General features: G+C 71.7%; 18 protein-coding genes. 9 read left to right on the forward strand and 9 right to left on the reverse strand.

What is annotated here, in order from left to right:
• The first annotated feature begins 58 nt into the window (after nt 1-58).
• Nucleotides 59-2,038 (forward strand): L-glutamate oxidase LgoX, encoded by a 1,980-nt coding sequence (gene lgoX, locus M4D82_RS26805; protein WP_249768503.1) that lies wholly within the window; start codon nt 59-61, stop codon nt 2,036-2,038.
• A gap of 18 nt (nt 2,039-2,056) precedes the next feature.
• Here the strand turns inward: lgoX and M4D82_RS26810 are convergent, their stop codons facing one another.
• Nucleotides 2,057-4,027, reverse strand: coding sequence for a CASTOR/POLLUX-related putative ion channel (locus M4D82_RS26810; RefSeq protein WP_249768504.1), 1,971 nt, complete (start codon nt 4,025-4,027; stop codon nt 2,057-2,059).
• Between the two features lie 171 nt (nt 4,028-4,198).
• Here M4D82_RS26810 and M4D82_RS26815 point away from each other — a divergent pair, with 171 nt between their 5' ends.
• The 3 genes from M4D82_RS26815 to M4D82_RS26825 all read left to right on the forward strand — a co-directional run bounded on the left by M4D82_RS26815 (nt 4,199) and on the right by M4D82_RS26825 (nt 7,169).
• On the forward strand, nt 4,199-4,579 hold the full coding sequence (locus M4D82_RS26815; protein WP_249768505.1) for a zinc ribbon domain-containing protein YjdM: 381 nt from the start codon (nt 4,199-4,201) through the stop codon (nt 4,577-4,579).
• A gap of 430 nt (nt 4,580-5,009) precedes the next feature.
• A complete protein-coding gene (locus tag M4D82_RS26820; RefSeq protein WP_249768506.1) occupies nt 5,010-6,452 on the forward strand; it encodes a nucleobase:cation symporter-2 family protein in 1,443 nt (480 codons plus the stop codon).
• Nucleotides 6,453-6,458: 6 nt separating this feature from the next.
• Nucleotides 6,459-7,169, forward strand: coding sequence for a helix-turn-helix domain-containing protein (locus M4D82_RS26825; protein WP_249768507.1), 711 nt, complete (start codon nt 6,459-6,461; stop codon nt 7,167-7,169).
• Here M4D82_RS26825 and M4D82_RS26830 read toward each other — a convergent pair.
• A complete protein-coding gene (locus M4D82_RS26830) occupies nt 7,153-8,121 on the reverse strand; it encodes an alpha/beta hydrolase (RefSeq protein WP_249772189.1) in 969 nt (322 codons plus the stop codon). The two genes, M4D82_RS26825 and M4D82_RS26830, sit on opposite strands and share 17 nt — an antisense overlap.
• Nucleotides 8,122-8,452: 331 nt before the next feature.
• Between M4D82_RS26830 and M4D82_RS26835 the strand changes: the two genes are divergently transcribed.
• A complete protein-coding gene (locus M4D82_RS26835) occupies nt 8,453-11,551 on the forward strand; it encodes a glycoside hydrolase family 3 protein (RefSeq protein ID WP_249768508.1) in 3,099 nt (1,032 codons plus the stop codon).
• Nucleotides 11,552-11,612: 61 nt separating this feature from the next.
• Here M4D82_RS26835 and M4D82_RS26840 read toward each other — a convergent pair whose 3' ends face one another.
• Nucleotides 11,613-12,890, reverse strand: a complete 1,278-nt coding sequence (locus M4D82_RS26840; protein ID WP_249768509.1) for a glycoside hydrolase family 16 protein — start codon at nt 12,888-12,890, stop codon at nt 11,613-11,615.
• Nucleotides 12,891-13,045: 155 nt separating this feature from the next.
• On the opposite strand from M4D82_RS26840, the gene M4D82_RS26845 reads away from it, so the two are divergent.
• Nucleotides 13,046-14,119: an ABC transporter substrate-binding protein gene (locus tag M4D82_RS26845; RefSeq protein ID WP_249768510.1), complete on the forward strand. Its 1,074-nt coding sequence runs from the start codon at nt 13,046-13,048 to the stop codon at nt 14,117-14,119.
• Between the two features lie 97 nt (nt 14,120-14,216).
• On the opposite strand, the gene M4D82_RS26850 is transcribed toward M4D82_RS26845, so the two are convergent.
• The gene (locus M4D82_RS26850; RefSeq protein WP_249768511.1) at nt 14,217-15,344 is read right to left on the reverse strand and encodes a magnesium and cobalt transport protein CorA; all 1,128 of its coding nucleotides are present in this window, start codon (nt 15,342-15,344) and stop codon (nt 14,217-14,219) included.
• Nucleotides 15,345-15,412: 68 nt separating this feature from the next.
• On the opposite strand from M4D82_RS26850, the gene M4D82_RS26855 reads away from it, so the two are divergent.
• Together M4D82_RS26855 and M4D82_RS26860 are read left to right on the forward strand one after the other, a co-directional pair.
• Nucleotides 15,413-16,522: a winged helix DNA-binding domain-containing protein gene (locus M4D82_RS26855; protein ID WP_249768512.1), complete on the forward strand. Its 1,110-nt coding sequence runs from the start codon at nt 15,413-15,415 to the stop codon at nt 16,520-16,522.
• 116 nt (nt 16,523-16,638) lie between these two features.
• Nucleotides 16,639-18,180 carry an AMP-binding protein gene (locus M4D82_RS26860; RefSeq protein WP_249768513.1) on the forward strand — a complete coding sequence of 514 codons (1,542 nt, stop codon included), beginning with the start codon at nt 16,639-16,641 and terminating at the stop codon, nt 18,178-18,180.
• A gap of 84 nt (nt 18,181-18,264) precedes the next feature.
• Here the strand turns inward: M4D82_RS26860 and M4D82_RS26865 are convergent, their stop codons facing one another.
• Both M4D82_RS26865 and M4D82_RS26870 read right to left on the reverse strand, forming a co-directional pair.
• Nucleotides 18,265-18,753 (reverse strand): glutathione peroxidase, encoded by a 489-nt coding sequence (locus tag M4D82_RS26865; protein WP_249768514.1) that lies wholly within the window; start codon nt 18,751-18,753, stop codon nt 18,265-18,267.
• 153 nt (nt 18,754-18,906) lie between these two features.
• Entirely contained in the window at nt 18,907-19,812 is a 906-nt protein-coding gene (locus M4D82_RS26870; RefSeq protein WP_249768515.1) for a hypothetical protein, read from the reverse strand.
• 268 nt (nt 19,813-20,080) lie between these two features.
• Between M4D82_RS26870 and gcl the strand changes: the two genes are divergently transcribed.
• On the forward strand, nt 20,081-21,862 hold the full coding sequence (gcl, locus tag M4D82_RS26875) for a glyoxylate carboligase (protein WP_249768516.1): 1,782 nt from the start codon (nt 20,081-20,083) through the stop codon (nt 21,860-21,862).
• A gap of 1,216 nt (nt 21,863-23,078) precedes the next feature.
• On the opposite strand, the gene M4D82_RS26880 is transcribed toward gcl, so the two are convergent.
• The 3 genes from M4D82_RS26880 to M4D82_RS26890 form a co-directional block, all read right to left on the reverse strand.
• The gene (locus M4D82_RS26880) at nt 23,079-24,536 is read right to left on the reverse strand and encodes a catalase (protein ID WP_249772191.1); all 1,458 of its coding nucleotides are present in this window, start codon (nt 24,534-24,536) and stop codon (nt 23,079-23,081) included.
• Nucleotides 24,537-24,775: 239 nt separating this feature from the next.
• A complete protein-coding gene (locus M4D82_RS26885) occupies nt 24,776-25,666 on the reverse strand; it encodes a 2-hydroxy-3-oxopropionate reductase (RefSeq protein ID WP_249768517.1) in 891 nt (296 codons plus the stop codon).
• Nucleotides 25,667-25,741: 75 nt separating this feature from the next.
• Nucleotides 25,742-26,575 carry a TIM barrel protein gene (locus M4D82_RS26890; RefSeq protein ID WP_249768518.1) on the reverse strand — a complete coding sequence of 278 codons (834 nt, stop codon included), beginning with the start codon at nt 26,573-26,575 and terminating at the stop codon, nt 25,742-25,744.
• Between the last annotated feature and the right edge of the window lie 75 nt (nt 26,576-26,650).

A 26,650-nucleotide genomic window follows, 5' to 3' on the forward strand; every position in this document is an offset into this window, starting at 1 on the left:
TCCGACGGGAGGCGGCCTTTTGGGCCTCGGCGGCCGGGGTGACCACGACAGTTGACGCATGATCACGGAACCGCACGACGACGCCCCCACCCCCTGCGACCCGCCCGCGGCCGAGCCCGCACCCGAAGGGCCGCGCAGGCCCTCGCGGCGTACCGTCATCGCCGGAGCCGCCGCGGTCGCGGGCGCCGGCGCGCTGACGGTGGCCGCCACCACCGCGCAGACCTCGCAGGCGACCACCGCCGCCGCCCTGACCGGCTGGGACGCCTGCCTGTCCGTCGCCCGCGCCATCCTCGTACGCGACGAGCAGGACCGGCCCCTCGTACCGCGCTACGCGGACATCCTGCTGAAGAACGGGCTGCCCAAGGCCCCCGGCGCCGGCGCCCGCCCCGGCAAGAACGTCCTGATCGTCGGAGCCGGCCCCGCCGGACTCTCCGCCGCCCACCTGCTGCGCGAGGCCGGACACCGGGTCACCGTCATCGAGGCGAACGCCAACCGCGTCGGCGGCCGCATCAAGACCTTCCGCACGGGCGGCCACGAGAACGCCGCCGCGCCCTTCGCCGACCCCAAGCAGTACGCCGAGGCCGGCGCCATGCGCATCCCCGACAGCCACCCGCTGGTCACCGGCCTGATCGACGGGCTCGGCCTCAAGCGCAGGCGCTTCCACCTCGTCGACGTCGACGGCGCCGGCCACCCCGCGTACCGCACCTGGATCTTCGTCAACGGCATCCGCGTCCGCCGGGCCGACTACGCGCGCAGCCCGCAGACCCTCAACCGGTCCTTCGGCGTGCCGGCGGCCTACGAATCCGTGCCCGCCGCGCAGATCGTCCGCAACGCCTTCGCCCCCGTGCGCGAGCACATCGAGGGCAAGAAGGACCGGGCACTCGTCGAGGGCTGGGCCCGCGTCATCCAGCGCTACGGCCACATGTCGATGTACCGGTACCTGACCGAGGAAGCCAAGCTCGACGAGCGCACCGTCGACCTGATCGGCACCGTCGAGAACCTCACCTCCCGGCTCCACCTCGCCTTCGTGCACAGCTTCATCGGCGCCTCGCTGATCAGCCCCGACACCACCTTCTTCGAACTGCCCGGCGGCACCGCCACCCTCGCGGACGCGCTCTACGCCCGCGTGAAGGACGTCGTACGCCTCGACCGCCGCGCCACGCGCATCACCCACGGCGAGGGCACCGTCACCGTCGACACCGTCTCCGAGGGGCGCGACGGCAGCCCCGTACGCCGCGAGACCTTCACCGCCGACACCGCGATCATCACCGTCCCCTTCTCCGGCCTGCGGCACATCCCGGTCACCCCGGCCCTCTCCTACGGCAAGCGGCGCGCGATCACCGAACTGCACTACGACGCCGCGACCAAGGTGCTGCTGGAGTTCAGCCGCCGCTGGTGGGAGTTCGACGAGGAGGACTGGAAGCGGGAGTTGGAAGCGGTACGCCCCGGCCTGTACCGCGACTACCAGCTCGGCCGGACCCCGGCCGACGGGAGCCTGCTCGGCGTGCACACCTCCGTGCCCCGGGGCCGCGTCTCCGGCGGACAGCGCGCCCACTACGCCGCCTGCCGGCCCGTCACCCGCGACCAGCCGCAGGCCGCCCACGTCGTCGGCGGCGGATCGGCGACCGACAACCCCAACCGCTTCATGTTCCAGCCCTCCCACCCCGTCGAGGGCAGCCCCGGCGGCGTGATCCTCGCCTCCTACAGCTGGTCCGACGACGCCCTCAAGTGGGACTCCCTGGACGACGAGGAGCGCTACCCGCGGGCCCTGGCCGGGGTCCAGGAGGTGTTCGGGCAGCGGATCGAGGTGTTCTACACCGGTGTCGGCCGCACCCAGTCGTGGATGCGCGACCCCTACGCCTACGGCGAGGCGTCCGTCCTGCTTCCGGGCCAGCACACCGAACTGCTGGATCACGTCCGCAGGCCCGAGGGCCGCCTGCACTTCGCGGGATGCCACACATCCGTCAAGCCCGCGTGGATCGAAGGCGCCCTGGAATCCGCCGTGCGGACGGCGCTGGAGGTCCACCTCGCGCCGTGAGCGGCAGCGCCCCGCTCGTCAGCCTTCGGCGAGCACGATCACCCAGTCCCCGTCCCCGAACCGGACCGGCTGCCGCTTGTCGGGGTTGACCCGCACCCCGTGCGCGGGCCCCACCCCGGCCTCGGCGCGCAGCCGGTAGCCGACCGCGCACTCCCGGCGCCGGCGCGCCGATTCCACGACGGTCGCGAACGTGACCTCGACGCCGGTCCGGACGTAGTCCGCGACCGGCTTGAGGTGTAGCTCGTTGCCCTCGGCGTCGAACAACTCGGCGAAGACGGCCGCGAGATGGCGGCTCTCCGAGATCTGCGTCATCAGCAGACTGATCAGCCGGCCGCTCACGATGAAGTCGGCGCCCTCGCGGGCGGGCGCGAGGAGCCGGTTTCCGTCGTCGGACATCTCGGTGGTGAGGGCGAAGGGGCGGTCCGCGGCCTGCCCGATGGCCCGCAGGTGCAGGAGCGTGACCAGCGTCCGGTCGTCGGCGAGCGCCTCCGGGTCGACCGTCGGGCCGAGGACGGTCGAGGCGCCGGGGAGGGTCGAGGCGCCGGGGACGACCGGGAGCGCCGCCGGATCCGTCTCGCCCAGCACGATCACCCCGTCGTACCCCGGTACGTCCAGCTTGGCCAGGACCCGCGCGTCGGTGATGTCGGCGTGCAGGAACGACACTTCGAGGCCGCGCCGAGGCGACACCGCGAGGGCGGCCGGGCCGCCGGCGTCGCCCGCGTCCCCGGCGAGGGCCACCACGTCGAGGGTGGTCCCGGGACTCACGTACTGGTCGAGCTGGTCGACGACCAGCGGCGCGCGACGGTTCCAGCCGAGCAGCAGCAGCCGCTCGGCCGGCGGGATCCGGGGCGCGGCCGTGACGATCGCGTCCTGCGCCACGAGGTCGGACACGTCCAGCCGCACGGCCGTGTCGTCGTCCCGGGAGATGACGATGATCCGGTCGGCGGAGCCGATCTCCGTGGCCGGATCCGGGTTGAGGACGGCGCGGCCGTCCGCGCGCAGCAGACCGACCACCGAGGACGTGGCGAACGCGAGCGGCGCCGAGCCGAAGGGGCGCCCCGCCAGGTCCCCGGCGGGCGCGGTGTAGAACTCGTCGCCCTCGAAGTCCAGCAGCTCCTGGTAGACGAGGGAGAGGCCGGGCCGACGGGCCGTCTGGACGAGGAGCCGGGCGGTGATCTCGTCCACGCACAGCACGTGTCCCGCCGGACCGGCGGCGAGGCGGGCCGTCGTGTGGTGGCGGGGATCGCGGACGGCGGCCACCACCACCGCGTCACCCCCCTCCCCGGGAACGGCGGCGTCGAGGGCGAGCAGCGTCTTCACCACGTGCGCGTCGCCGGCGTCCCCGCCCGGTGGCAGTACGAGCACCGCCTTCGCCGTCCGCGGACTCACCCGGCGCAGCTCCGCCGGCTCGGTGGTGCTGCCGTTGCGGCAGATGATCCGGGTCCGGCCGCGTTCGGTGAGGCGGGTGGAGATCTCCTCCTCCATCTCCACCTTGTCCTTCGGAGCGAGCACGGCGACGGCCGACCGGCGCTGGTTGGCGTTGGCGGCGACCAGTTCGCCGAGCACCGGGAAGACCTGGTCCGACCAGCCCAGCACGACGGTGTGCCCGGCCTCCACCACGGTCGAGTGACCCAGCCGCAGCGACATGACGCGCCGGTTGATGCCGGTGGTGATCAGACTGACCAGCGTCGAGACGAACAGCAGCGCGATCAGGGCGAGCACCACCGAGGCCAGGACGTGGACGGGGGAACCGGTCGTCCCGCCGATCTTCAGCGTCTGCCCGACGCTCGCCCACACGGCCAGGAGCCGCTCGGAGAGGGTGGCCGGGGCCGGCCGGGCCGACCAGACGAAGACCGCGCTCACCGGCACGACGACGATCAGACACGCCAGCGCGAACCAGCCGATGAGCACCCGCGTGCCCCCGGCCACCAGATGGTCGAACCGGTACCGGAGCCGCAACCGCAGGACCCTGGTGTACTGCTGCGCCACGCGAGCTCCCGGGACGTGAACGAGACGGCGCCGGCCGGGCGGCTCCCGACCGGGCTCGACTCACCCTAGGCACTCGCGGGGCGCGGGCCGCGCCGCAGCCCGTCCGGCTCACCCGGAGGTATGAAACGCGCAGGTCGCGGGCGACGCGCACGCACGACGCATACTGGTGGGGTGACCGAAATTTCCTTGCCCCCCTGCCCCGCGTGTTCGAGCGTGTACACCTACGAGATGGGCGCCCTGCTGGTGTGCCCCGAATGCGCGCACGAGTGGCCGGCCGATGCGGCCGGGACCGGCGACGGCTCTGCCGCCGGGTCCGTTGAGGCACCGCAGGAGAAGGTCGTCAAGGACGCCGTGGGCAACGTCCTGGCCGACGGGGACACCGTGACGGTGGTCAAGGGCCTCAAGGTCAAGGGCAGTCCGTCCGGCATCAAGGCCGGCACGAAGGTCCGCAACATCCGCCTCGTGGACGGCGTCGACGGCCACGACATCGACTGCCGCATCGACGGCTTCGGCTCGATGCAGCTCAAGTCCAGCGTGGTCAGGAAGGTCTGACGGCTCTCCGGACTCTCTCGCTTCCCCGACCTCTCGGCCCCGCCACACGACCTGTGGCGGGGCCGCCGTCGTTGCTGCGGATTCCGTAGCATCGGACGGAATTTGCCATTGAATCGCAAGTTACCTGCCGGTTCTGGTTTCAAAAACATTGGCCGGAAGCTTGCGCGGAACAGTGCCGTCCGCAAGGATCAGTGCCCACGAGGCCCTCGCGGCCCGTTCCGCCTCGGCATCAGGCCGGCCGTGCACCGGCAATCCCGTGCACCCGGCCGCCCGCCGCTCCACCCGCAGCCCCCGCCGCCCGATCCGCGCGGCCGGGCGCGCGCGGCTCCCGAGGCGCCCCTCCCCGCGACGACGCGCCCCCATGCCCCCGGCCGCCCCCACGGCCGCACGTCGTCCCCTCTCATTCACCTACCCCCAAGGCAAGGCAGAGATGGCACCCCTGGCCCCGCGCCGCAAAACCCGCACCGCCGCCCATCCCGTCGACGAGGTGCTCCCGCTCTCCAAGCTGTCGCTCTACGGCTTCCAACACGTCCTGGCCTTCTACGCCGGCGCCGTCCTCGTCCCGGTCCTCCTCGGCAACAGCCTCGGCCTGTCGCGCCAGGAACTCGTCTACCTGATCAACGCGGACCTGGTCACCGCGGGCATCGCCACCATCATCCAGGCCTGGGGGTTCTGGCGGATCGGCGCCCGACTGCCCCTCGTACAAGGGGCCACCTTCACCGCCGTGTCGCCGATGATCGCCATCGGGCAGGGCGCCGGCGGTGGCACCGCCGGACTGCTGGTGGTCTACGGCGCCGTCATCACCGCCGGCTTCGCGACCTTCCTCCTCGCCCCCTTCGCGGGACGCCTGGCCGCCTACTTCCCGCCCGTCGTCACCGGCACCCTGCTGACCGTCATCGGCGTCACGCTCATCCCCGTCGCCCTCCAGGACGTCGGCGGCGGCCCCGGCCTCATCGGCACTCCCGCCTACGGCGCCCCGTCCCACCTCGCCTACGCGGGCGGCACCCTGCTGTTCATCATGGCCGTGACCCGCTTCGGCGGCCCCTTCCTGAGCAGCATCGCCGTCCTCCTCGGCCTCGTGGGCGGTACCGCCGTCGCCTGGCTGCTCGGCGACGCCGACCTCGGCGGCGTCGACCAGGCGGACTGGCTCGGCGTCAGCACTCCCTTCCACTACGGCATGCCGCACTTCGCGCTGTTCCCGATGCTGGCCATGGTCGTGGTCATGATGATCACCATGGTGGAGACCACCGGCGACGTGTACGCCATGGGCGAGATCACCGGCCGGCACGTCGACGGCGAGACCGTCAGCCGCGCGCTGCGCGCCGACGGCGTGGCCACCGTCCTCGGCGGCGTCTTCAATTCCTTCCCCTACGTGGCCTTCGCGGAGAACATCGGCCTGGTCCGGATCTCCCGCGTCACCAGCCGGTTCGTCGTGGTCGCGGCGGGCCTGTTCATGATCGTGCTGGGGCTGATACCGAAGGCCGGCGCGCTGGTGGCCGCCGTCCCGCACCCGGTGCTGGGCGGCGCCGCCGTCGCCATGTTCGGCATGGTCGCCACCGTCGGCATCCAGATCCTCGCCAAGGTCGACCTGCGGGAGGAGCGCAACGCGCTGATCCTGGCGGTCAGTCTGGGCGCCGCCATGCTGCCGACCGTCGTCGGGCCCTTCTTCGAGCGCATGCCCACCGAGGTACGGGCGGTTCTGGGCAGCGGGATCACCCTCGGCAGCCTCTCGGCCGTCCTGCTGAACCTGTTCTTCCACGCGTTCGGTGGCCGCCGGAGCCGCGAGGACATCGACTGGGACGCGCTCACCGACGCCGAAGCCGACGCCCACCCCCACGGCCACGCCGACGCCCACTTCGCACCGGGCCGCTGACCGGCCGTGTCCTCCCCGTACTCCTCCGCCTCCTACCCGCCCTTCTCCCCGGCCGAGGCGAAAGCCGCCCGGCTGCGCATCGGCCTGAGCCACGGCCACGTCTGCGCCCACCTGGCCCAACTGGGCCTGCACCGCCCGCCCGAAACGATCCTGGCCTGGGAGTCGGGGGCGGCGCGGCCCACGGAGGCCGAACTCTTCGCCCTCGCCGACGCGCTGTGGTGCCCGACGCCGATCCTGATGGCCGTGCGGCCGCGGACCCTCCGCGAGCACCGCCTGGCCCGCCAGTTCACGGCCGAACGGCTCGCGCGGCGCATCGGCATGCCCGTGGAGGCGTACGCGCGGGCCGAGACCGACCACCACTGGACCGGCACCGACCACCAGACCCTGCTGCTGGCCGACGCCCTGGGCCTGGCCCCGGCCGAGGTGCCGGCCGTGGCGGGGCTCGCCGGTGAACTCGTGGGCCTGCTACGCCAGGCCGTCGAAGGCCGCTGGAAGCAGTACGCCGCCCCCCTGGCCCAGCTCGCCCGGCTGGACGAGGGCCGCGTGGCCGGCGCCCTGCGCACCCTGCACCAGGAATACGCCGCGTTCAACGAGCGCTACCTCGGCCACCTCGTCGCCCGCACCGGCGACGAACGGCTCCGCGAGATCGCCACCGACCGCGCCGCCTGGCTCCGCACCCTGCCGGACCGCTTCCGGCACCTCACGGAAGGGGATTGACCGCACCGGACATTGCCTGGTCGGATTCGGCCTGCGCGAGGAGGCGGCGGAGCCAGCGGGTGCGGGACTCGCGGGCGTCCCGGCTGAGGGCGGCGTGCGGGGCCATGCTGTCGAAGCCGTGGAACGCGCCCGGCCATACGTGCAACTCGGCCTGGCCTCCCGCCTGCCAGATCGCGTTCGCGTAGGCCACGTCCTCGTCCCGGAAGGACTCGGCCGACCCGACCTCGATGAAGGCCGGGGGGAGTCCGGAGAGGTCCGTGGCACGGGACGGGGACGCGTAGGGCGGCAGGTCGGCGGCGCCGTAGCGCTCGCCCAACAGGGCCTGCCACGCGGTCGCGTTGGCGGCGCGGTCCCACATGCCGATGCCCGTCATCTGCCGGCTGGAGAAGGTGCCGCCGCGGTCGTCGAGCATCGGGCACAGCAGCAGTTGCCCCAGCGCCCGGGGACCGCCGCGGTCACGGCTCAGCAGGGCCAGGGCCGCGGCGAGCCCGCCGCCGGCGCTCTTCCCGCCGATGACGATACGGTCCGGATCGATGCCCAGTTCGGCCGCGTGTTCGGCCGCCCAGACGAGTCCGGCGTAACAGTCCTCCAGCGGCCCGGGGTAGCGCGTACGCGGCGCCAACCGGTACTCGACGGAGAGGACGGCCAGCCCCAGCGGGAGCGCCATCGAGCGCAGGACCCCGGGCAGGACGGACCACGCGTTGCCCATGATCATGGCGCCGCCGTGCATGTAGTACAGCAGCGGCAGCGGCCCGACGAGCCCGGCCGGCCGCGCGCTCACGAGCGTGACGTCCGGCCCGTCCGGCGGCCCCGGCGCCCGCAGCTCCTCCACCTCGAACAGGCCGTCGGCCCGCAGCTCCTCGACCGTCGGCCGGGGCCGCGAGGCGGCGTCCCGCTCCCGCCGGGCGGCGAGGTTCTCCGGCCTGAGCGGCTCCCACGCCTCCTCGCCCATGGCCTCCAACACCTGCCGCAGTTCGGGATCGAAGGGCGGCGCCGCGCTCGACGCCGACACCTCCCCGCCACAGCGACACTTCCCACAGCGACACCCCGCCGGCCCGCCCGCGTACCCGGGCACCTCTCCCCTGAGACCCATACGCCCCACCCAACCACACGTCCGTCCAGCCGGCCGCTGTCGTGAGCGATGCGGGGTTTCAGGAACTGAACTCGGGCGGCGGGGACGGCGGCATTCGGCCAGTCGTGACGTGAAGTCTTGACGGTGGCAGGGCGGTTCAGTTGACTCACGCGGTGTCTTGTCCCGGTGGTATAGACCTCGGAGGCACTTGATGGGTACAGCACGTGTGACACCGGCGCGACGCCGGCTCAGAACCGCTCTGTTGGCGGTGACCGGCGTCCTCGCCGGGCTCCTGCCGCTCGCACAGGCCACGGCCACGGCCGCCGCCGGGGATCCGCCTCCTCCGGCGGCGGTCGACCGTTTCGAGGGCGAGGTCCCGTTCGCCGGACCGCCCGCCGAAGGGATCTTCCCCTGGGGCAGCGACGCCGACGACCGGCCCCGGCTGGAACTCCGGGAGCGCGCCGACGCCCCCGAAGGCGCGAAGGTGCTGCACGGCACGTACGACATCAGCGGCTGGGGCGGCTTCAGCCACGACTTCGCCTTCGACAGGCCCGCCCACGACTGGAGCGCCCGGGGCGGCATCCGGTTCTGGTGGTACGGGCAGAACACCGCGCCGCAACCGCCCGGTTCGGGCCCCCGGGTGCACTTCGAGCTCAAGGACGGCGGGGCCAACGGCGAGGCGTCCGAGCTGTGGACGACCTCGTTCACCGACGACTGGCAGGGCTGGCACCTCGTCGAGATCCCGTTCTCCCGGTTCGAGTACCGCACCGACTACCAGCCGGTCGGCGGCATCGACCACGTGCTCGGACTCACCGAGATGTGGGGCTACGCCTTCACCCTCCCGGTGGGCCGCCCCGGCGAGTTCATGATCGACGGGGTGGAGGCGTACGGGGCGGCCGACCCGGTCGCCCAGACCAAGGTCGTCACCGAGGCGACCGTTCACCCTGTGAAGGAAGGCGGTTCGGCCGCCGTGCGGGTCGCCGTCGCCACCACCGGCTCCGGACCGCTCACCGAACCGGTGACCGTCGCGTACACGACCGAGGGCGGTACGGCCACCCCCGGCGCCGACTACCGACCGGTGACCGGCACGCTCACCTTCCCGGCCGGCGCCCCCTCCGGCACCGCCCGCACCGTCACCGTCACCACCGCCGAGGACCGCGACGGCGAGACCGCCGAGACCGTGCCGGTGAAGCTGACCGTGACCGGCGCCCGGCCGCCCGCCGAGGACCCGCTCGTCGTCATCGACGCGCACGGGCTGCCGTACCTCGACCCGAAACTCCCGGTGCGCACAAGGGTCGCGGACCTGCTCGCCCGCATGACCCCCGAGGAGAAGGCCGGGCAGATGACCCAGGCCGAGCGCAACGCGCTGAAGGCCCCCGGTGACATCGCGGCGTACGGGCTGGGCTCACTGCTGTCCGGCGGCGGCTCCGTCCCGAACCCCAACACCCCCGAGGGGTGGGCCGACATGGTGGACGGCTACCAGCTGCGCACCCGGACGGCCCGCCTCCAGATCCCGTTGATCTACGGGGTGGACGCCGTCCACGGCCACAACAACGTCGTCGGTTCCACGATCATGCCGCACAACATCGGCCTGGGCGCCTCGCGCGACCCGAAGCTGGCCGAGCGGACCGGCGCGGTGACCGCCGCCGAGGTCCGGGCGACCGGCGTCCCGTGGGACTTCGCGCCGTGCCTGTGCGTGACGCGCGACGAGCGCTGGGGCCGCTCGTACGAGGCCTTCGGCGAGGACCCGGCGCTGGTCGGCGCGATGGAGACGGTGATCCGCGGCATGCAGGGCGCGCCGGACGGCCGGGACCTGGACCGCGGGGACAAGGTGCTCGCCACCGCCAAGCACTACGTGGGCGACGGCGGCACGGAGTTCGGCTCGTCCACCACCGGCTCGTACACCATCGACCAGGGCATCACCCGCGTCACCCGGCAGGAGCTGGAGGCGGTGCACCTGGCGCCGTTCCGGGAGGCGGTGAAGCGCGGGGTGGGGACGGTCATGCCGTCGTACTCCTCGGTGGACTTCCTCGGCGACGACGCCGGCCCGGTGAAGATGCACGCCCACGCCGAGCTGATCAACGGGGTGCTGAAGGACCGGATGGGCTTCAAGGGCTTCGTCATCAGCGACTGGCAGGCCATCGACCAGATCCCCGGCGACTACGCGAGCGACGTGCGGACATCGGTGAACGCCGGCCTCGACATGATCATGGTGCCGACCGCGTACCAGGACTTCCACCGCACGCTCGTGGGCGAGGCGGCCGCCGGCCGGATCCCGACGGCGCGGATCGACGACGCCGTGTCGCGGATCCTGGAGCAGAAGTTCACGCTCGGCCTCTTCGAGAAGCCCTACGCCGACCGGTCCGGCATCGGTACGGTCGGCTCGGCCGAGCACCGGGCGGTGGCCCGCGAGGCGGCGGCCAAGTCGCAGGTCCTGCTGAAGAACGAGGGCGGGCTGCTGCCGCTGAAGCCCGCACAGAAGGTGTACGTCGCCGGGTCGAACGCGGACGACCTGGGCAACCAGGCCGGCGGCTGGACCGTGAGTTGGCAGGGCTCCTCCGGGAAGATCACGCAGGGGACCACCATCCTGGAGGGCATGCGGAAGGCGGCCGGCTCGCCCGACGCGGTGACGTTCTCCAAGGACGCCACCGCGCCGATGGCCGGGCACGACGTGGGCGTGGTGATCGTCGGCGAGACCCCGTACGCGGAGGGCGTCGGGGACGTCGGCAACGGTCACGACCTGGAACTGTCGGACGCCGACAAGGCCGCCGTGGACCGGGTGTGCGCGGCGATGCGCTGCGCCGTGCTCGTGGTGTCCGGGCGGCCGCAGTTGATCGGCGACCGGCTGGAGCGGATGACGGCCCTGGTCGCGTCCTGGCTGCCGGGCACCGAGGGCGACGGGGTCGCCGATGTGCTGTACGGCAAGCGGGCGTTCACCGGCCGGCTGCCGGTGACCTGGCCGAAGTCGCAGGCGCAGCTGCCGATCAACGTGGGTGACGCGGCCTACGATCCGCAGTTCCCGTACGGCTGGGGCCTGACCACACCGGTCGCGCCCGCGCGGGGCGGCGAGCCGGCGTTGCGGGCCCTCGCCGTGGCCGCGGCGGCGGTGGAGCGTACGACCGGGGCCGATTCCGAGGCCGGGCGGGCGGTGGCGGACCGGGCGCGGGCGATCGTCGCGGACCGGATCGGTGGGCGGTTCACGGAAGCCTCGGCCAAGCCGTTCGCCGAGGCGGACCACCTGCTGCTGACCGGTGACCTGACGGGGGCGGTGGCCAGGCTGACGGCCGCCTTCCGGGCCGCGGCTCCGTAACGCGCCGGGTGGGGCCCCCGAGGTGCGGGGGCCCCAGTGCGGGTGGGCTCAAGAGCTCGGATCAACCGGTGAAGGTCCACTTCTGGTTGGCATTGCCGCTGCACGACCAGGTCTGGACCGGCGTCGAGTCGGCCGGGTTCTGCTCGCGGACGTCCACGCACTTGTCCGCCGGGATGTTCACCAGGTCCCGCGTGGTGCCGTTGTAGTCGAAGCGTTGGGCGCCGGTGCCGTTGCAGTCCCACAGCTGGACCTTGGCGCCGGGCGCGGTGGAGGCCTCGTTGACGTCCAGGCACTTGCCGAGCGCCCGGACGGTGCCGTCGCCCGGCAGGGTCCACCGCTGGGCGGCGGTGCCGTTGCAGGTGTAGAGCTGGACCTGCGTGCCGTTCGTACTCTGCGCGCCCGCCACGTCCAGGCACTTGCCGGCGAGCCCGACGAAGGTTCCGGTGCGGCCGCCTCCGCTGTCGGCTGTGCTGACGCGCACGTAGTCGACGACGAGCCGGCTGGGGAACTGCGTGGAACCGTCGGGGTCCCCGGGCCAGTCGCCGCCCACCGCCAGGTTGAGGATCAGGAAGAACGGCTTGTCGAACGCCCACTGCTGGCCGCCGAGGTCGGCGGGCGTCCGTCGCTGGTACACCTGCCCGTCCACGGACCAGGTGATGGAGCCCGGCGCCCAGTCCACCGCGAAGGTGTGGAAGTCGTCGGCGAACGCCCGGCCGCCGGACAGGGTGTACGCGGCACCGATCCCGCCGGCGCCCGAGTACCCCGGCCCGTGGAGGGTGCCGTGGACCGTGGACGGCTCGAAGCCGACGTTCTCCATGACGTCGATCTCGCCGCTGTTCGGCCAGCCGACCTGGCCGATGTCCTCGCCGAGCATCCAGAACGCGGGCCACATGCCCTGCCCGCGCGGCACCTTCATCCGGGCCTCGACGTGCCCGTACTTCTGGGTGAACCGGCCGGCGGTGTTGAGTCGGGCGGAGGTGTACTCGCAGCGGCCGTACCAGCATTGGTGGGTGCCGGGGTTCTCGCGGCGGGCGGTGATCACCAGGTTGCCGAGCCCGTCGAGCGCGGCGTTGGCGGCGCCGGGCGTGTACCACTGGCGTTCGTGGTTGTTGACGTTGTCCCCGGTCTCGATCTGCCACTTGCCGGGGTCGACGGCGGTCCCGCCGGGGCCGTCGAAGTTGTCCTCGAAGGTGACGGCGTTGACGACCGCCGCCCGGTCGACGGCAGGGGCGGCAGGCGCGGCCGGGGCGGCGACCGTTCCCCAGCCGAGCACGACTGCCAGCGAGCCACTGACAAGCGCTGCCGGCCGTAAAACGCGTCTACGTAAGGGTGTGGACATGAGGGGGGCCTCGATTCGGCTGCTGGTCCAGATGCTGGTCCAGACCTATCTGGTGAGGGGAGTGAACTCCCACACCGCACCGGGGTCAAGACCGACTGGGCTACCTTTGGCGCGCCCCGCCGTTCACCGAACCCTCAGTAGGGAGGCGCCCACACATGAATACGCCGCCACCGTCACCCCTCCGGATCGGGGCCCTCGTTCCCCTCACCCGCCCCGGCTGGGTCGAGGCGGGCCGACACCTGCTCGCGGGAATGGAGTTGGCCGTCCGCGAGGTCAACGACGCGGGCGGGGTCGCCGGACGACCACTTGAACTGGTCGTCCGGGACACCGCGGCCGATCCGCGGAAGGCCGCGGCCGCCGTGGACGAATTGGCCGGCCTGGGCGTGGCCGCGTTGGCGGGGGAGTACCACAGCGTCGTCGCCCGCGCCGCTGCCGCCAGGGCCGACGCGCTCGGCGTCCCGTTCCTCTGCTCGTCGGCGGTGCTCGACGCGCTCACCGAACAGCCCACGCCCTGGGTCGCGCGCCTCGCGCCGGCGCAGTCCCGCGGCTGGCGGATCTACGCGGACTTCCTCCTCGGCGCGGGCCACCGTCGCATCGCCGTGGCAACCCAGCCCAGCGTCTACTGGGCATCCGGCACCCGCATCCTGCGGGACCACCTCGCCCCGCGGGGCGCCGCCGTGATCGAACTCGACACGTCCGCGCTCGCCCCCACGGCGGTGTGCGACGCCCTCGCCGCCAACGGCGCGACAGCCCTGCTCCTCCTGGTCGGCCACCCGGATCCGGCCGTGTCCCTCGTCGAATCCGTCCGCGGGGACCGGCGCCTGGCCGAGATCATGATCGGCGCTCCGGCGGGCCAACCGGAGTTCGCGGAATGGTCGAAGCTGCTGGGCGAAGACGGCGCGGCGATCCCGTTCCTGCGCTACCTGCCCGAACGCCTCGGCCCCCACGGCGAACGCGTCGAGACGGCCCTCCGGCAGCAGCTGGCCGAAGCCCCCTCCTTCGTGGCCTTCGAGGGCCACGACACGATCACCGTCCTGGTCGAGGTGCTCCGCTCCCCGCGCGACGGCACGGCCCCCTGGCCGCACATCAAGGTGGAGGGCACCCGAGGCCCGATCCACTTCTCCCGCCCACCGGGCACCCCCGTCTGGCAATGGACCTGGCCCCCGATCCACGTGACAGACCGCTCCCCAGCCCACCCCGACCGCTTCCGCACCCTCCACACCGGCTGAGCCCACCGGCAGTACCCCGGCGCCACAGCCGGTCACGCGGTTGCCGGCCGGTGACGTCGTCGGCGGAGCTACGTGGACCAATGGTTCGATGTGCCGGCTACAGCCAGTCGCGCTTCTTGAAGATGACGTAGAGGCTGACGCAGACGACCGCCATCAGGAGGATCGCGAAGGGGTAGCCGGCTGCCCACTTCAGTTCCGGCATGTGGTCGAAGTTCATGCCGTAGATCGTGCCGACCAGGGTGGGGGCGAAGAGGATGGCGGCCCAGGAGGAGATCTTCTTGATCTCCTCGTTCTGTTCGAAGCCGGCTTCGGCCAGGGCGCGCATTTCGGCGTTTTGTTGTTGGGAGACCAGGGTGGCGTTGACGGTGAGGATTTCCGTCAGGGCCTGGCGGAAGCCGTCCACGCGCTCGCTGGTGTGGGTGACGTGGTCGGCCACGTCGCGGAGGTAGCGCTGGAGTTCCTCGTCCGTGCCGTACTTGGCGAAGCCCGCCATGAGGCCGTGGAGCATGCCGACCAGGGGGCGGGTGGCGCGTTGGAACTCGACCATCTCGCGGGAGAGCTCGTAGATGCGGCGGGAGACCTCCGGGTCGCCGCGGAAGACTTCCGTTTCGATCTCGTCCATGTCGTTCTGCACACCCGCGACGACGGGGGCGTAGCCGTCCACCACCGCGTCGAGGATGGCGTACAGGGCGGCTTCCGGGCCGAGGGAGAGGAGCTCCGGGGTGGCTTCCATGCGGCGGCGGACGCCGGAGAGGTCGGGGGCGGCGCCGTGGCGGACCGTGATCAGGAAGTCCGGGCCGACGAAGACGTGCAGCTCGCCGAACTCGACCTCCTCCGGGGCGTCGAGGTAGCGGGCCGCGCGCAGCACGACGAAGAGGGTGTCGCCGTAGCGCTCCAGCTTCGGGCGTTGGTGGGCCTCCAGGGCGTCTTCGATGGAGAGCGGGTGGAGGTTGAACTCTGCGGCAAGTGAGTGGAGTTCGGGCTCCGTGGGTCGGTGCAGGCCGATCCAGGCCATGCCGTCGGGCTCCTCGCGCAGCCGGCGGAACGTGTCGGCCAGTGTGGCGGGGGAGGCCACGCGGCGGCCGTGGCGGTAGACGGCGGAGTCGACGACGCTGCGATGGTTCGGCGGCAGCTCCTGCGGCGGACGTTTCGCGGGCGGGGGAGTACGGCGGTCCGGGTGGTCCGGGCCGTCTGGGTGGGCTCGGCGGTCTCGGCGGTCCGGCATCGCGAGGTCGGCTTTCCGGTCGGGGATCGCGGACAGGGGCTGACCGCGACGCGGGATAGTTTCTCGGCATGGCCTCCACGACGCATCCCGTACTCGACACCCGCGCTCTGAACCGTGCCACGCTCGCCCGCCAGCTGCTGCTGAGCCGCGCCGAGATGTCCGCGCGCGACGCGGTGGCCCACCTCCTCGGACTCCAGGCGCAGAACGTCAAGCCGCCCTACTTCCAGCTCCACGCCCGGCTGGCCGGATTCCGGCCGGCCGAGCTCGCCGGGCTCATGGAGTCGCGCGAGGTCGTCCGGATGGTCACCCTGCGCTCCACCATCCACACCCACACCGCCCACGACGCCCTCACCCTGCGCCCCCTCGTCCAGCCGGCCCGCGACCGGGAGGTCAACGCCTTCCGCAAGGGCCTCGTCGGCGTCGACCTCGAACGGCTCGCCGCCCGCGCCCGAGCCTTCGTGGAGGAGGAACCGCGCACCATGGGCGAGATCCGCGAGGAACTGCTGCGCACCTGGCCGGACGCCGACCCCCAGTCCCTCTCCGTCGCCGCCCGCTGCCGGCTGCCCCTCGTCCAGGTCACCCCGCGCGGGGTGTGGGGGCGCAGTGGGGCGGTACGTCTCACCACCGTCGAACGGTGGCTCGGGGAGTCGGGCGGGGAGGCGCAGCGCATCGACGACGTCGTCTTGCGCTACCTCGGCGCCTTCGGGCCCGCCTCCGTCAAGGACATGCAGGTCTGGGCCGGGCTCACCCGTCTGCGCGAGGTCTTCCAGCGGCTGCGCCCGCGCCTGCGCGTCTTCCGCGACGAGAACGGCGTCGAGCTGTTCGACCTCCCCGACGCGCCCCGCCCCGACGCGGACACCCCGGCGCCGCCGCGTTTCCTGCCCGAGTTCGACAACCTGCTCCTCTCCCACGCCGACCGCTCCCGCGTCGTCACCCCCGAGGCCAAGGGCCGCACCTGGACCGGGAACCAGTCCCATCCGACCCTGCTGGTGGACGGGTTCCTCGCCGGGCTGTGGCGGATGGGGGCAGGAGAGGTGCTCACCGTGGAGTTGTTCGGTACGCACTCCGCGGCGGTTCGGGAGGAGATCGCGGCGGAGGGGCGGGCGCTCCTCGCCGAGATGGGCGACGGGCCGGGCGACGGGCCGGGCGACGTTCGGTTCGGGTCGATCCACCGCTGAGCCGGCCCGGAGCCGGCCGGTATCGGCCGGTAACGAGCCCGGTGGGAGGAGCTGTTTGTGCCAGACTCCCCACCAGCTGACGTGCTTGTCTGGACACTGGACACTGGAGCGTGCACATGCGGATTCCGATGACCGTCGCGGACTTCCTCGACCGGGCGGAGCTGGGGTTCTCCGCCGGCCCGGGTGTGGTCGACGAACCCGATCAGCCCGGCCGGCCGGTGCCCATGTCGACGTACGGACGACTGGGCGAGCGGGTCCGGGCGTGGCAGGCCGGGTTCGACGCGTTGGGCATCGGCGAGGGCGAACGCGTGGCGGTGGTGAGCCACAACTCGGCCCGGCTGCTGGAGCTGTTGTTCGCCGTACCGATGAGCGGCCGGATCTGCGTACCGATCAACTTCCGTCTCAAGCCGGATGAGATCGCCTACGTCGTCGAACAGAGCGGCGCGTCGGTCCTGCTGGTCGACCCCGAGCTGGAGGCGGCCACCTCCGCCGTCCCCGCCCGCCACCGGTTCGTACTCGGCGAGCAGACCGACACCGAGCTGATGCGCTTCGGCGTCGAGCCGCGCCCGTGGTCGAATCCCGACGAGGACGCGACCGCGACGATCAACTACACCTCGGGCACCACCGCCCGCCCCAAGGGCGTCCAGCTGACGCACCGCAACATCTGGGTCAACGGGCTGACGTTCGGGCTGCACACCCGCGTCTGGGAACGCGACGTGTACATGCACACCCTCCCGATGTTCCACTGCAACGGCTGGGGCATGCCCTACGTGATGGCCGGACTCGGCGTCAAGCAGGTGGTGTTGCGCAAGGTCGACGGCGCGGAGATCCTGCGCCGGGTCGACGAACACGGCGTCACCCTCATGTGCGGCGCCCCCGCCGTCTGGAACGCGGTACTCGACGCGGCGGCCGGCTGGGAGGGCGAGATCCCGGGCCGTGACCGCGTACGGATCGTCTGCGCGGGCGCTCCGCCGCCGAGCCGGATGATCGAACGGGTGGGCGAGGAGCTGGGCTGGGAGTTCACCCAGATCTACGGCCTGACGGAGACCTCGCCCCTGCTCACCTTCAACCGGATCCGGCCCGAGGACGCCGCGCTGCCCGCCGCCGAGCGGGCGCGCAAGCTGTCGCGCGCGGGGCTGCCGGCGCTCGGCGTGAAGCTGAAGGTGTCGGGGTCCGGTGAGGTACTGGCGCGGTCGAACGTCGTCCTGGACGGGTACTGGGAGAAGCCGCGGGAGACGGCGGACGCGCTGAAGGACGGCTGGTTCCACACGGGCGACGGCGGAGAGATCGACGCCGCCGACGGACACCTGACGATCTCCGACCGCAAGAAGGACGTGATCATCACCGGCGGCGAGAACGTGTCCTCCATCGAGGTGGAGGACGCGATCTTCAGCCATCCGGCGGTCGCGGAGGTCGCCGTCATCGGCGTCCCGCACGAGAAGTGGGGCGAGACGATCAAGGCCCTCGTGGTCGTCGCCGACGGGGCCGCCGCGGACGAGGCCGAGATCATCGCGCACTGCAAGGAACGGATGGCCGGCTACAAGGCGCCGACGAGCGTCGAGTTCCGCGAGGCCATCCCGCGCACGGCCACCGGCAAGATCCAGAAGTTCAAGCTGCGCGAGCCGTACTGGGACGGGCTCGACCGCCAGGTCAACTGAGACGCGGCGCCCCCGCGCGGCCGGCTTCCGTCGGAAGGACGTCCGAGGAAGCCGGCACCGGGCCACGCACGGGCGGGGCGGGGACTACGCGGGCAGCTGCGCCTCGATCGCCGCGATGACCTCGGGCGCCTCGGGCTCGGTGCGCGGGCGGAAGCGCGCCACGACCTCGCCGGCGGGGGAGATCAGGAACTTCTCGAAGTTCCACTGGATGTCCCCGGCCTCGCCCTCCGCGTCCGGGGTCTTCACCAGCTCCGCGTACAGCGGGTGCCGGTTCTCGCCGTTCACCTCGGACTTCTCCAGCATCGGGAAGGTCACGCCGAAGCCGGCCGCGCAGAAGGTCTGGATGTCCTCCGCCGTGCCCGGCTCCTGGCCGCCGAACTGGTTGCAGGGCACGCCGATGACGGTGAAGCCCTTCGCCTCGTACGCGAACTGCAGCCGGGCCAGCCCGGAGTACTGGGGGGTCAGACCGCACTGCGAGGCGGTGTTCACCAGCAGGATGGCCTTGCCCTTGTGGGCGGCGAGGCTCGTGGGCTCGTCGTCCAGGGTGGTCAGCGGGATGTCGTACAGGCTCATCGGGCTCTCCTCGGCAGGAACGCGACAGAAAGGGGAAGGGGCCTTGCCACCGGCCTCGGAGCGACGGCCGGCAACCTCCGAAGCTTAGGGGGTGTCCGCGGATCATGGCCGGGCCCGGGGCGGGCTATCCGACCCTGATCCACCGCACACCCCCTAGGCCCCCGCACTGACAAGGATGTCCGCCGGGTCGTTGACCGGCTGCGGCATGCCCGTGAGGTCCATGACGAACAGCGGTATCCCCAGCTCGTCGGCGCGGCCGCGGGCCTCCTCCGTGTACCCCGCCAGGGAGAAGTAGACGCTGGTCGCGGAGGCCGTGAGGCCGTTCAGCCAGACGCACTCCACCGCGCGCAGCCCGGCGGGCGCCGTCGTCGGGTCGACCTGGGCCACCACGCCCGGGGCCCGGAGGTCCACCGCCGCCGAGGGGATCGGCAGGCCGTCGGGTTGCCGGACGTCCTGGAAGCCGAGCCAGCGCAGGTACAGCGCGGCCGTCACCACCGCGTCCCGGGCCGTACGGATGGTCACGGGACGGAACGCCGGCCTCGGGATCGGGGTCCGGGCGCCGCCCGACGAGCCGGGGGCGGGCGCGGGGGCGGATCCGAGGGCGTGCGGGGCGCGTGCGCCGGAGCGCGGATCGGGTTCCCCCGGAGCGGGCGCCGGGCCCCGCCCGGGAGCGTCCCCCTTCGGCCGTACGCCGTCCCCTACGTCGCCCCGTACGCCGCCCCGCGCGTCCCCCGCCTTGCCCGCGCCCGCAGCCGACCCGCCCGGTCCCGCCGGCCCGCCCGGCTCGGCCGGCTGCGGCGGGAGCACGGGGATCCGTACGACCGTCCCGCAGGAACCGCAGCCCACCTCCGGGTGCGGCCACTCGCTCTCCCGCCCGCAGGCCCCGCACCGCACCGCCACCCAGCTCTCCGACCAGGTCCGATGCGTCAGGGGCAGCGGGGGCGCGGCGAGGTCCAGCGGTGGTGCGACCGGGCTCCCGCAGGCGCAGGGGAAGACCGGGGCGGTGTAGCCGTTCTCGCGCAGGCACGCCGGGCAGCGCACCGGTACCGCATCCGCCATGAGACCTGGACCCCCTCCGTCGCTGTGAGTGGGTCCATGCTCCACCACCGGCCACCGCAGGGGCGAGCGCGGGCGCGGTTTCACGCCGATGCGCCCCCGCGCGGCCGGCTTTTTGTGCAACTCACCGAACGGGATGCGGCTTTTGGTGGGTTCCGGGGTGGGTGGGCGCCTTGACGCGCGGGAAGTCGCCGCTTAGCTTGTTCCGTATAGCAGAACAAAAATTCCGGATGACGGAAAAGTCTGACCGCCAGACCCGCAGGAGAACCTGATGCCTCGTATGACAGCCGCCGCAGCTGCAGTTGAGATCCTCAAGCTTGAGGGTGTCGAACAAGCGTTCGGCGTGCCCGGCGCTGCGATCAACCCGTTCTACCGCGAGCTCAAGAACGTGGGCGGCATCAACCACACGCTCGCCCGCCACGTCGAGGGCGCCTCGCACATGGCCGAGGGCTACACCCGTGCCAAGGCGGGCAACATCGGCGTCTGCATCGGCACCTCGGGTCCGGCCGGCACCGACATGATCACCGGCCTGTACTCCGCGATCGCGGACTCGATCCCGATCCTGTGCATCACCGGCCAGGCCCCGGTCTCGAAGCTCCACAAGGAGGACTTCCAGGCCGTCGACATCGCCTCGATCGCCAAGCCCGTCACCAAGGCCGCCACCACGGTCCTGGAGGCCGCGCAGGTCCCCGGCGTCTTCCAGCAGGCCTTCCACCTGATGCGCTCCGGCCGCCCCGGCCCGGTCCTGATCGACCTCCCGATCGACGTCCAGCTGACCGAGATCGAGTTCGACCCCGAGACCTACCAGCCGCTGCCGGTCTACAAGCCGCAGGCCACGCGTGCCCAGGCCGTGAAGGCCCTGAGCTTCCTGCTGGAGTCCGAGCGCCCGCTGATCGTCGCCGGTGGCGGCATCATCAACGCCGACGCCACCGACCTGCTGGTCGAGTTCGCCGAGCTGACCAACATCCCGGTCATCTCCACCCTCATGGGCTGGGGCACCATCCCGGACGACCACGAGCTGGCCGCCGGCATGGTCGGCGTCCAGACCGCGCACCGCTACGGTAACGCGACCTTCCTGGAGTCGGACGTCGTCCTCGGCATCGGCAACCGCTGGGCCAACCGCCACACCGGCTACAACCTGGACGCCTACCTCGGCGACCGCAAGTTCGTCCACGTCGACATCGAGCCCACCCAGCTGGGCCGGATCTTCGCGCCGGACTTCGGCATCGCCTCCGACGCCAAGGTCGCGCTGGAGCTCTTCATCGAGGTCGCCAAGGAGCTCAAGGCCGAGGGCAAGCTGCCGGACTTCTCCGCCTGGGCCGCCTCCGCGCAGGAGCGCAAGGCCACCCTGCTGCGCCGTACGCACTTCGACAACATCCCCCTGAAGCCGCAGCGCGTCTACGAGGAGATGAACAAGGCCTTCGGCCCGGAGACGCGCTACGTCACCACCATCGGCCTCTCCCAGATCGCCGCCGCGCAGTTCCTGCACGTCTACAAGCCGCGCCACTGGATCAACTGCGGCCAGGCCGGCCCGCTCGGTTGGACCATCCCGGCCGCCATCGGCGCCGCCACCGCGGACCCGGAGACCCCGATCGTCGCGCTTTCGGGCGACTACGACTTCCAGTTCATGATCGAGGAGCTGGCGGTCGCCGCCCAGCACAAGGTCCCCTACGTCCACGTCCTCGTGAACAACGCCTACCTCGGCCTGATCCGCCAGGCGCAGGGCAACCTCGGCATCAACTTCGAGGTCAACCTGGAGTTCGAGAACATCAACACCCCGGAGCTCGGTGCCTACGGCGTCGACCACGTCAAGGTCGCCGAGGGCCTGGGCGTCAAGGCGATCCGCGTCACCGACCCGAACGAGCTGGGCGCCGCCTTCGAGCAGGCCAAGAAGCTGGCGCAGGAGTTCCAGGTCCCGGTCGTCGTCGAGGCCATCCTGGAGCGGATCACCAACATCGCGATGAGCAAGACGGTCGACATGAGCAACGTCACCGAGTTCGAGGACCTCGCCACGGAGCCGGGCCACGCCCCGACCGCCATCAAGGCCTTCTGACCCGCCCCGTCTGAACCCGACGGCCCCCGTTCCCTCCCCAGAGGAGGGAACGGGGGCCGTCCGGCGTTTGGCGGGCGGCGCGGGGCGTGGCGGGGGAGCGTGGCAGGCCTGCGGGCCGACCGCTCGCCGTGGTGGCCGCCGCCACCAGGGGCCGGGCCCCGTCTCCCGCTCGTCTCCGCGCCCCGTCGGGGCGCCCCAGGGGGCGCGTACGGCCGCCTTCGGCCCACGCGTGGGTGTGTGTGTCGGCGGGGACCGCCCAGGACGGGCCTGGCCTGGGCGGGGTGAGTGCCGCCGCCCCGTCGCGGTTACACGTGACGCTCACGGCTGGAGGTGCCGGCCATGTCCAGGCGCGCTCAGGTGGTAGAGCGGGGCTGCGTCCAACCGCCGTGTACCGCACGCCAGGAGCCCCGTAGCGGGGCTCGAACGAACCGGGCCTGGGGTCTTCCGGGGTCCGGGTACGACAAAGCGCCGAGTCACGGGACCGTCCGTGACTCGGCGCTCTGGTTTGGTACCGCCCGACGGAGCGAGGCTGGCGCGACAGGACGTTCGCACCGCCGGGCGGAGTTGGTTGGCGTCGGGTTGGGCCCGACGGCCGGAGGCCGGCGCAGCCGGCTCGATGCCCGCGTAGCGGTGCGAGAACGGCGTCCAGGAGAGGACGTTCGCACCGCCGGGCGGAGTTGGTTGGCGTCGGGTTGGGCCCGACGGCCGGAGGCCGGCGCAGCCGGCTCGATGCCCGCGTAGCGGTGCGAGAACGGCGTCCAGGAGAGGACGTTCGCACCGCCGGGCGGAGTTGGTTGGCGTCGGGTTGGGCCCGACGGCCGGAGGCCGGCGCAGCCGGCTCGATGCCCGCGTAGCGGTGCGAGAACGGCGTCCAGGAGAGGACGTTCGCACCGCCGGGCGGAGTTGGTTGGCCTCGGGTTGGGCCCGACGGCCGGAGTTTGTGGGAGGTTCGCCCTGTGTAGAGGGGGCTCTGTGCGTGGCCCCTCTACACAAGGACAGGAAATGGCTGGGACCGTGGCGGGCGGCGACGAGAGCTTCGGCTTCGTCTCCCTCAGGTCAAGAGACGGGCCTCGGAACCCATTACCACCGCACTGGCTCGCACGCTCGCCACGGTCCTCGTCCTCCCTTACCGCGTACCACCCCTCATCCGGGTACGTGGCTCGGGTTCGCACCCGAGGCCTGACCTCCCGTCAGGCCCCCGGTGCAGCTGGGCGGCTCAGGCGTCGCGCAGGGCGCGGACGGCCTCCTCGACGCGACGGCCGTAGTCGGCGTCGGCGGCGTGGAAGTGAGCCAGGTTCTTCTCGATGACGTCCTCCAGGGTGACCTGAGACAGGCCGCCGGCGATGTTCGCCACCAGACGCTGCTTCTCGGCCTCCGACATCAGGCGGTAGAGCTCACCGGCCTGGAAGAAGTCGTCGTCCTTGGTGTGGGCCGGGGCCGCGTGGGTGCCCGTGTAGCCGGAGACGGCCTTCGGGGCGCCGAGCGCGAGACCGGTCTCGGCCGGACCCTGGTACGAGTTGGGCTCGTAGTTCTTGTCGTGGCGCGAGCCGTTGCGCAGCGCCATGACGCCGTCGCGGCCGTAGTTGTCGGCCTTCGTCGCCTTGGGGGCGTTGACCGGCAGCTGGGTGTGGTTCACACCGAGGCGGTAGCGCTGGGCGTCGGCGTACGCGAACAGGCGGCCCTGGAGCATCTTGTCCGGCGAGGCGGTGATGCCCGGAACGAAGTTGTTCGGGGAGAAGGCGGACTGCTCGACCTCGGCGAAGACGTTGTCCGGGTTGCGGTCGAGGACCAGGCGGCCCACGCGCTGCAGCGGGTAGTCGGCGTGCGGCCACACCTTGGTGAGGTCGAACGGGTTGAAGCGGTAGTCCGCGGCCTCGGCGGCGGGCATGATCTGGACGTAGAGGGTCCAGCTCGGGTTCACACCGCGCTCGATGGCCTGGAGCAGGTCGGTCTGGTGCGAGTTCGCGTCCTTGCCGACGAGTTCGGCGGCCTGCTCGGCCGACAGGCAGCGGATGCCCTGGTTCGTCTTGAAGTGGTACTTGACGAAGAAGGCCTCGCCCGACTCGTTGGTCCACTGGTAGGTGTGGGAGCCGTAGCCGTTCATGTGGCGGTAGGACGCCGGGATGCCGCGGTCACCCATCAGCCAGGTGATCTGGTGCGTCGCCTCGGGGGCGTGCGCCCAGAAGTCCCAGACGTTGTCCGGCTCCTGCTTGCCCGTGAAGGGGTCGCGCTTCTGGGAGTGGATGAAGTCGGGGAACTTGATCGGGTCCTTGATGAAGAACACCGGGGTGTTGTTGCCGACGAGGTCGTAGTTGCCCTCTTCGGTGTAGAACTTCAGCGCGAAGCCGCGCGGGTCGCGGACGGCGTCCGCGCCACCGAGGGAGTCCGCCACGGTGGAGAACCGCAGGAAGGTCTCGGTCTTCTTGCCGACCGTGTTGAGGAACGCCGCGCTGGTGTACGCGGTGACGTCGTCGGTCACCTCGAAGTAGCCGTACGCGGCGGAGCCGCGGGCGTGCACCACACGCTCCGGGATGCGCTCGCGGTTGAACCGGGCGAGCTTCTCCAGAAGCTGCTGGTCCTGGACCAGGAGCGGGCCACCGACGCCGGCGGTGGCGGAGTTCTGATTGTCGGCGACCGGGGCGCCGGACTCGGTCGTCAGCGTGCGCTTCGACATGGTGACCTTCCGTACGGGTAACTGCTGACGGAAGGCGTCTTCCGTCATGCGAAACAGCCTAATTTCGGCGTGAACGCAGCGTCAACAGTTTGTTGAACAAAGATGGGAGAGAGGTGATCCGGACGGTGCCGGCGCTTGGGCGCGACAGGACAGGTGTCAGCACCGGCACCATCCGGAAACTCAGGCCCCCGTGAGGGGGAGGGGCGGCCCTACGGGAGGGCCGCCGCGGGGAGGCTCGCTCAGAGCTGGGCGCCGGAGAGGCGCTCGACCGCGCGGAGCAGGGCGGAGTGGTCCAGGCCGCCGTCACCCTGGGCGCGCAGCGAGGCGACCAGCTGGGCGACGACCGCGCCGACCGGCAGGGCCGCACCGACGTTGCGGGCGGCGTCGGTGACGATGCCCATGTCCTTGTGGTGCAGGTCGATCCGGAAACCGGGCTTGAAGTCGCGGTTCAGGAAGTTGTCCTTCTTGCGGGTCAGCACCGTGGAGCCGGCCAGACCGCCGTTGAGGACGTCCAGGGCGGCGTTCAGGTCCACACCGGACTTCTCCAGGAAGACGACGGCCTCGGCGCACGCCTGGATGTTCACGGCGACGATGAGCTGGTTGGCGGCCTTCACCGTCTGGCCGGAGCCGTGCGGGCCGCAGAGCACGATGGTCTTGCCGAGGGCTTCGAGGATCGGCAGGGCCGCGTCGAAGTCGGCCTGCTCGCCACCCACCATGATCGACAGGACGGCCTCGATGGCGCCGGCCTCGCCGCCGGACACCGGGGCGTCGATGACGCGGATGCCCTTCTCGGCGGCGTTCTTCGCCAGGTCGATGGAGGTCTGCGGGGTGATCGACGACATGTCGATGATCAGCGCGCCGGACTTGGCGTTCTCCAGGATGCCCTCGGGGCCGTAGGAGATGGCCTCGACGTGCGGGGAGGCGGGCACCATCGTGATGATGACGTCGGCGTCCTTGACGGCCTCGGCGATCGAGCCGGCGGCGGTGCCACCGGCGTTCGCCAGGCGGTCCAGCTTGTCCTGCTCCAGCGTGAAGCCGGTGACCGAGTAGCCGGCCTTCAGCAGGTTCTCGGCCATGGGGGAGCCCATGATGCCGAGGCCGATCCAGGCGATGTTGGGGAGCGTGCTCATGATGAGGGTCCTTCTCTTAATGCTTCGTACGAAAAGTGCGAGGGGTGCCTGGCTGATCGCCCGGACTTTGTCGGCCTAGCGGGCCGCGCGGGCCTCGACCGGGAGGAAGTCGAAGGACGCGGCGGCGTCCTGCGCCTTGTATTCGAGGCCTACGTAGCCCTCGTATCCGGCCTTCTTGAGCTGGTCGAGCAGCGCTTCGAGGGGCAGCTCGCCGGTGCCGGGGGCACCGCGTCCGGGCTTGTCCGCGATCTGGACGTGGCCGGTCTTGGCGGCGTACTTTTCGATGACCTCGGAGAGGTCCTCATCGTTCATCGCCAGGTGGTACAGGTCGAGCAGGAACTTGGCGTTCCCGAGGCCGGTGGCCTCGTTGACCTTGTCCACCACCTCGATGGCGGCCGGGGCGCTCACCAGCGGGTAGAGCGGCGACTCGGGCTTGTTGAGGGTCTCGATCAGGAGGATCGCACCCACCCGGTCGGCGGCCTGCGCGGCCACGACCAGGTTCTTCAGGGCGAGCTCGTCCTGGACGGCCGGGTCCACGCCTTCGACGCGGTTGCCGTAGAGGGCGTTCAGCGCCTTGCAGCCGACCGAGGCGGCGAAGTCGGCCGCCACGTTGATGTTGGCGTTGAAGCGGTCCGACTCCTCACCGGGGACCGATACCGCGCCGCGGTCCGGGCCCGGCAGTTGGCCGGCGTAGAAGTTCAGGCCCACCAGCTGGGTGCCGGCGTCCTCAAGAGCCTTCTTGAGGGCGTCGAGTTCCTCCTGGGCGGGGGTGGGGGTCTCGATCCAGGGCCACCACAGCTCGACCGCGGTGAAGCCCGCCGCGGCGGCGGCCGCGGGGCGCTCCAGGAGCGGGAGTTCCGTGAAGAGGATCGACAGGTTCACATCGAAGCGCTGGTCCGTGTATCCCATGAGGGGTGTGCGCTCCTTCCGTATTGCGGAAGTTATTTTCTGCTTGATGGAAGGTTGCAAGCCGAGTGTCGCACT

It is taken from the genome of Streptomyces sp. RerS4, from assembly GCF_023515955.1.
Lineage (GTDB): Bacteria > Actinomycetota > Actinomycetes > Streptomycetales > Streptomycetaceae > Streptomyces.

Bases quoted from the DNA above. Each gene is read 5' to 3' on its own strand.
- lgoX (WP_249768503.1), top strand. From the start codon at position 59: ATGATCACGGAACCGCACGACGACGCCCCCACCCCCTGCGACCCGCCC.
- M4D82_RS26820 (WP_249768506.1), top strand. From the start codon at position 5,010: ATGGCACCCCTGGCCCCGCGCCGCAAAACCCGCACCGCCGCCCATCCC.
- M4D82_RS26830 (WP_249772189.1), bottom strand. From the start codon at position 8,121: ATGGGCGAGGAGGCGTGGGAGCCGCTCAGGCCGGAGAACCTCGCCGCC.
- M4D82_RS26835 (WP_249768508.1), top strand. From the start codon at position 8,453: ATGGGTACAGCACGTGTGACACCGGCGCGACGCCGGCTCAGAACCGCT.
- M4D82_RS26840 (WP_249768509.1), bottom strand. From the start codon at position 12,890: ATGTCCACACCCTTACGTAGACGCGTTTTACGGCCGGCAGCGCTTGTC.
- M4D82_RS26845 (WP_249768510.1), top strand. From the start codon at position 13,046: ATGAATACGCCGCCACCGTCACCCCTCCGGATCGGGGCCCTCGTTCCC.
- M4D82_RS26850 (WP_249768511.1), bottom strand. From the start codon at position 15,344: ATGCCGGACCGCCGAGACCGCCGAGCCCACCCAGACGGCCCGGACCAC.
- M4D82_RS26855 (WP_249768512.1), top strand. From the start codon at position 15,413: ATGGCCTCCACGACGCATCCCGTACTCGACACCCGCGCTCTGAACCGT.
- M4D82_RS26860 (WP_249768513.1), top strand. From the start codon at position 16,639: ATGCGGATTCCGATGACCGTCGCGGACTTCCTCGACCGGGCGGAGCTG.
- M4D82_RS26865 (WP_249768514.1), bottom strand. From the start codon at position 18,753: ATGAGCCTGTACGACATCCCGCTGACCACCCTGGACGACGAGCCCACG.
- M4D82_RS26870 (WP_249768515.1), bottom strand. From the start codon at position 19,812: ATGGCGGATGCGGTACCGGTGCGCTGCCCGGCGTGCCTGCGCGAGAAC.
- gcl (WP_249768516.1), top strand. From the start codon at position 20,081: ATGCCTCGTATGACAGCCGCCGCAGCTGCAGTTGAGATCCTCAAGCTT.
- M4D82_RS26880 (WP_249772191.1), bottom strand. From the start codon at position 24,536: ATGTCGAAGCGCACGCTGACGACCGAGTCCGGCGCCCCGGTCGCCGAC.
- M4D82_RS26885 (WP_249768517.1), bottom strand. From the start codon at position 25,666: ATGAGCACGCTCCCCAACATCGCCTGGATCGGCCTCGGCATCATGGGC.
- M4D82_RS26890 (WP_249768518.1), bottom strand. From the start codon at position 26,575: ATGGGATACACGGACCAGCGCTTCGATGTGAACCTGTCGATCCTCTTC.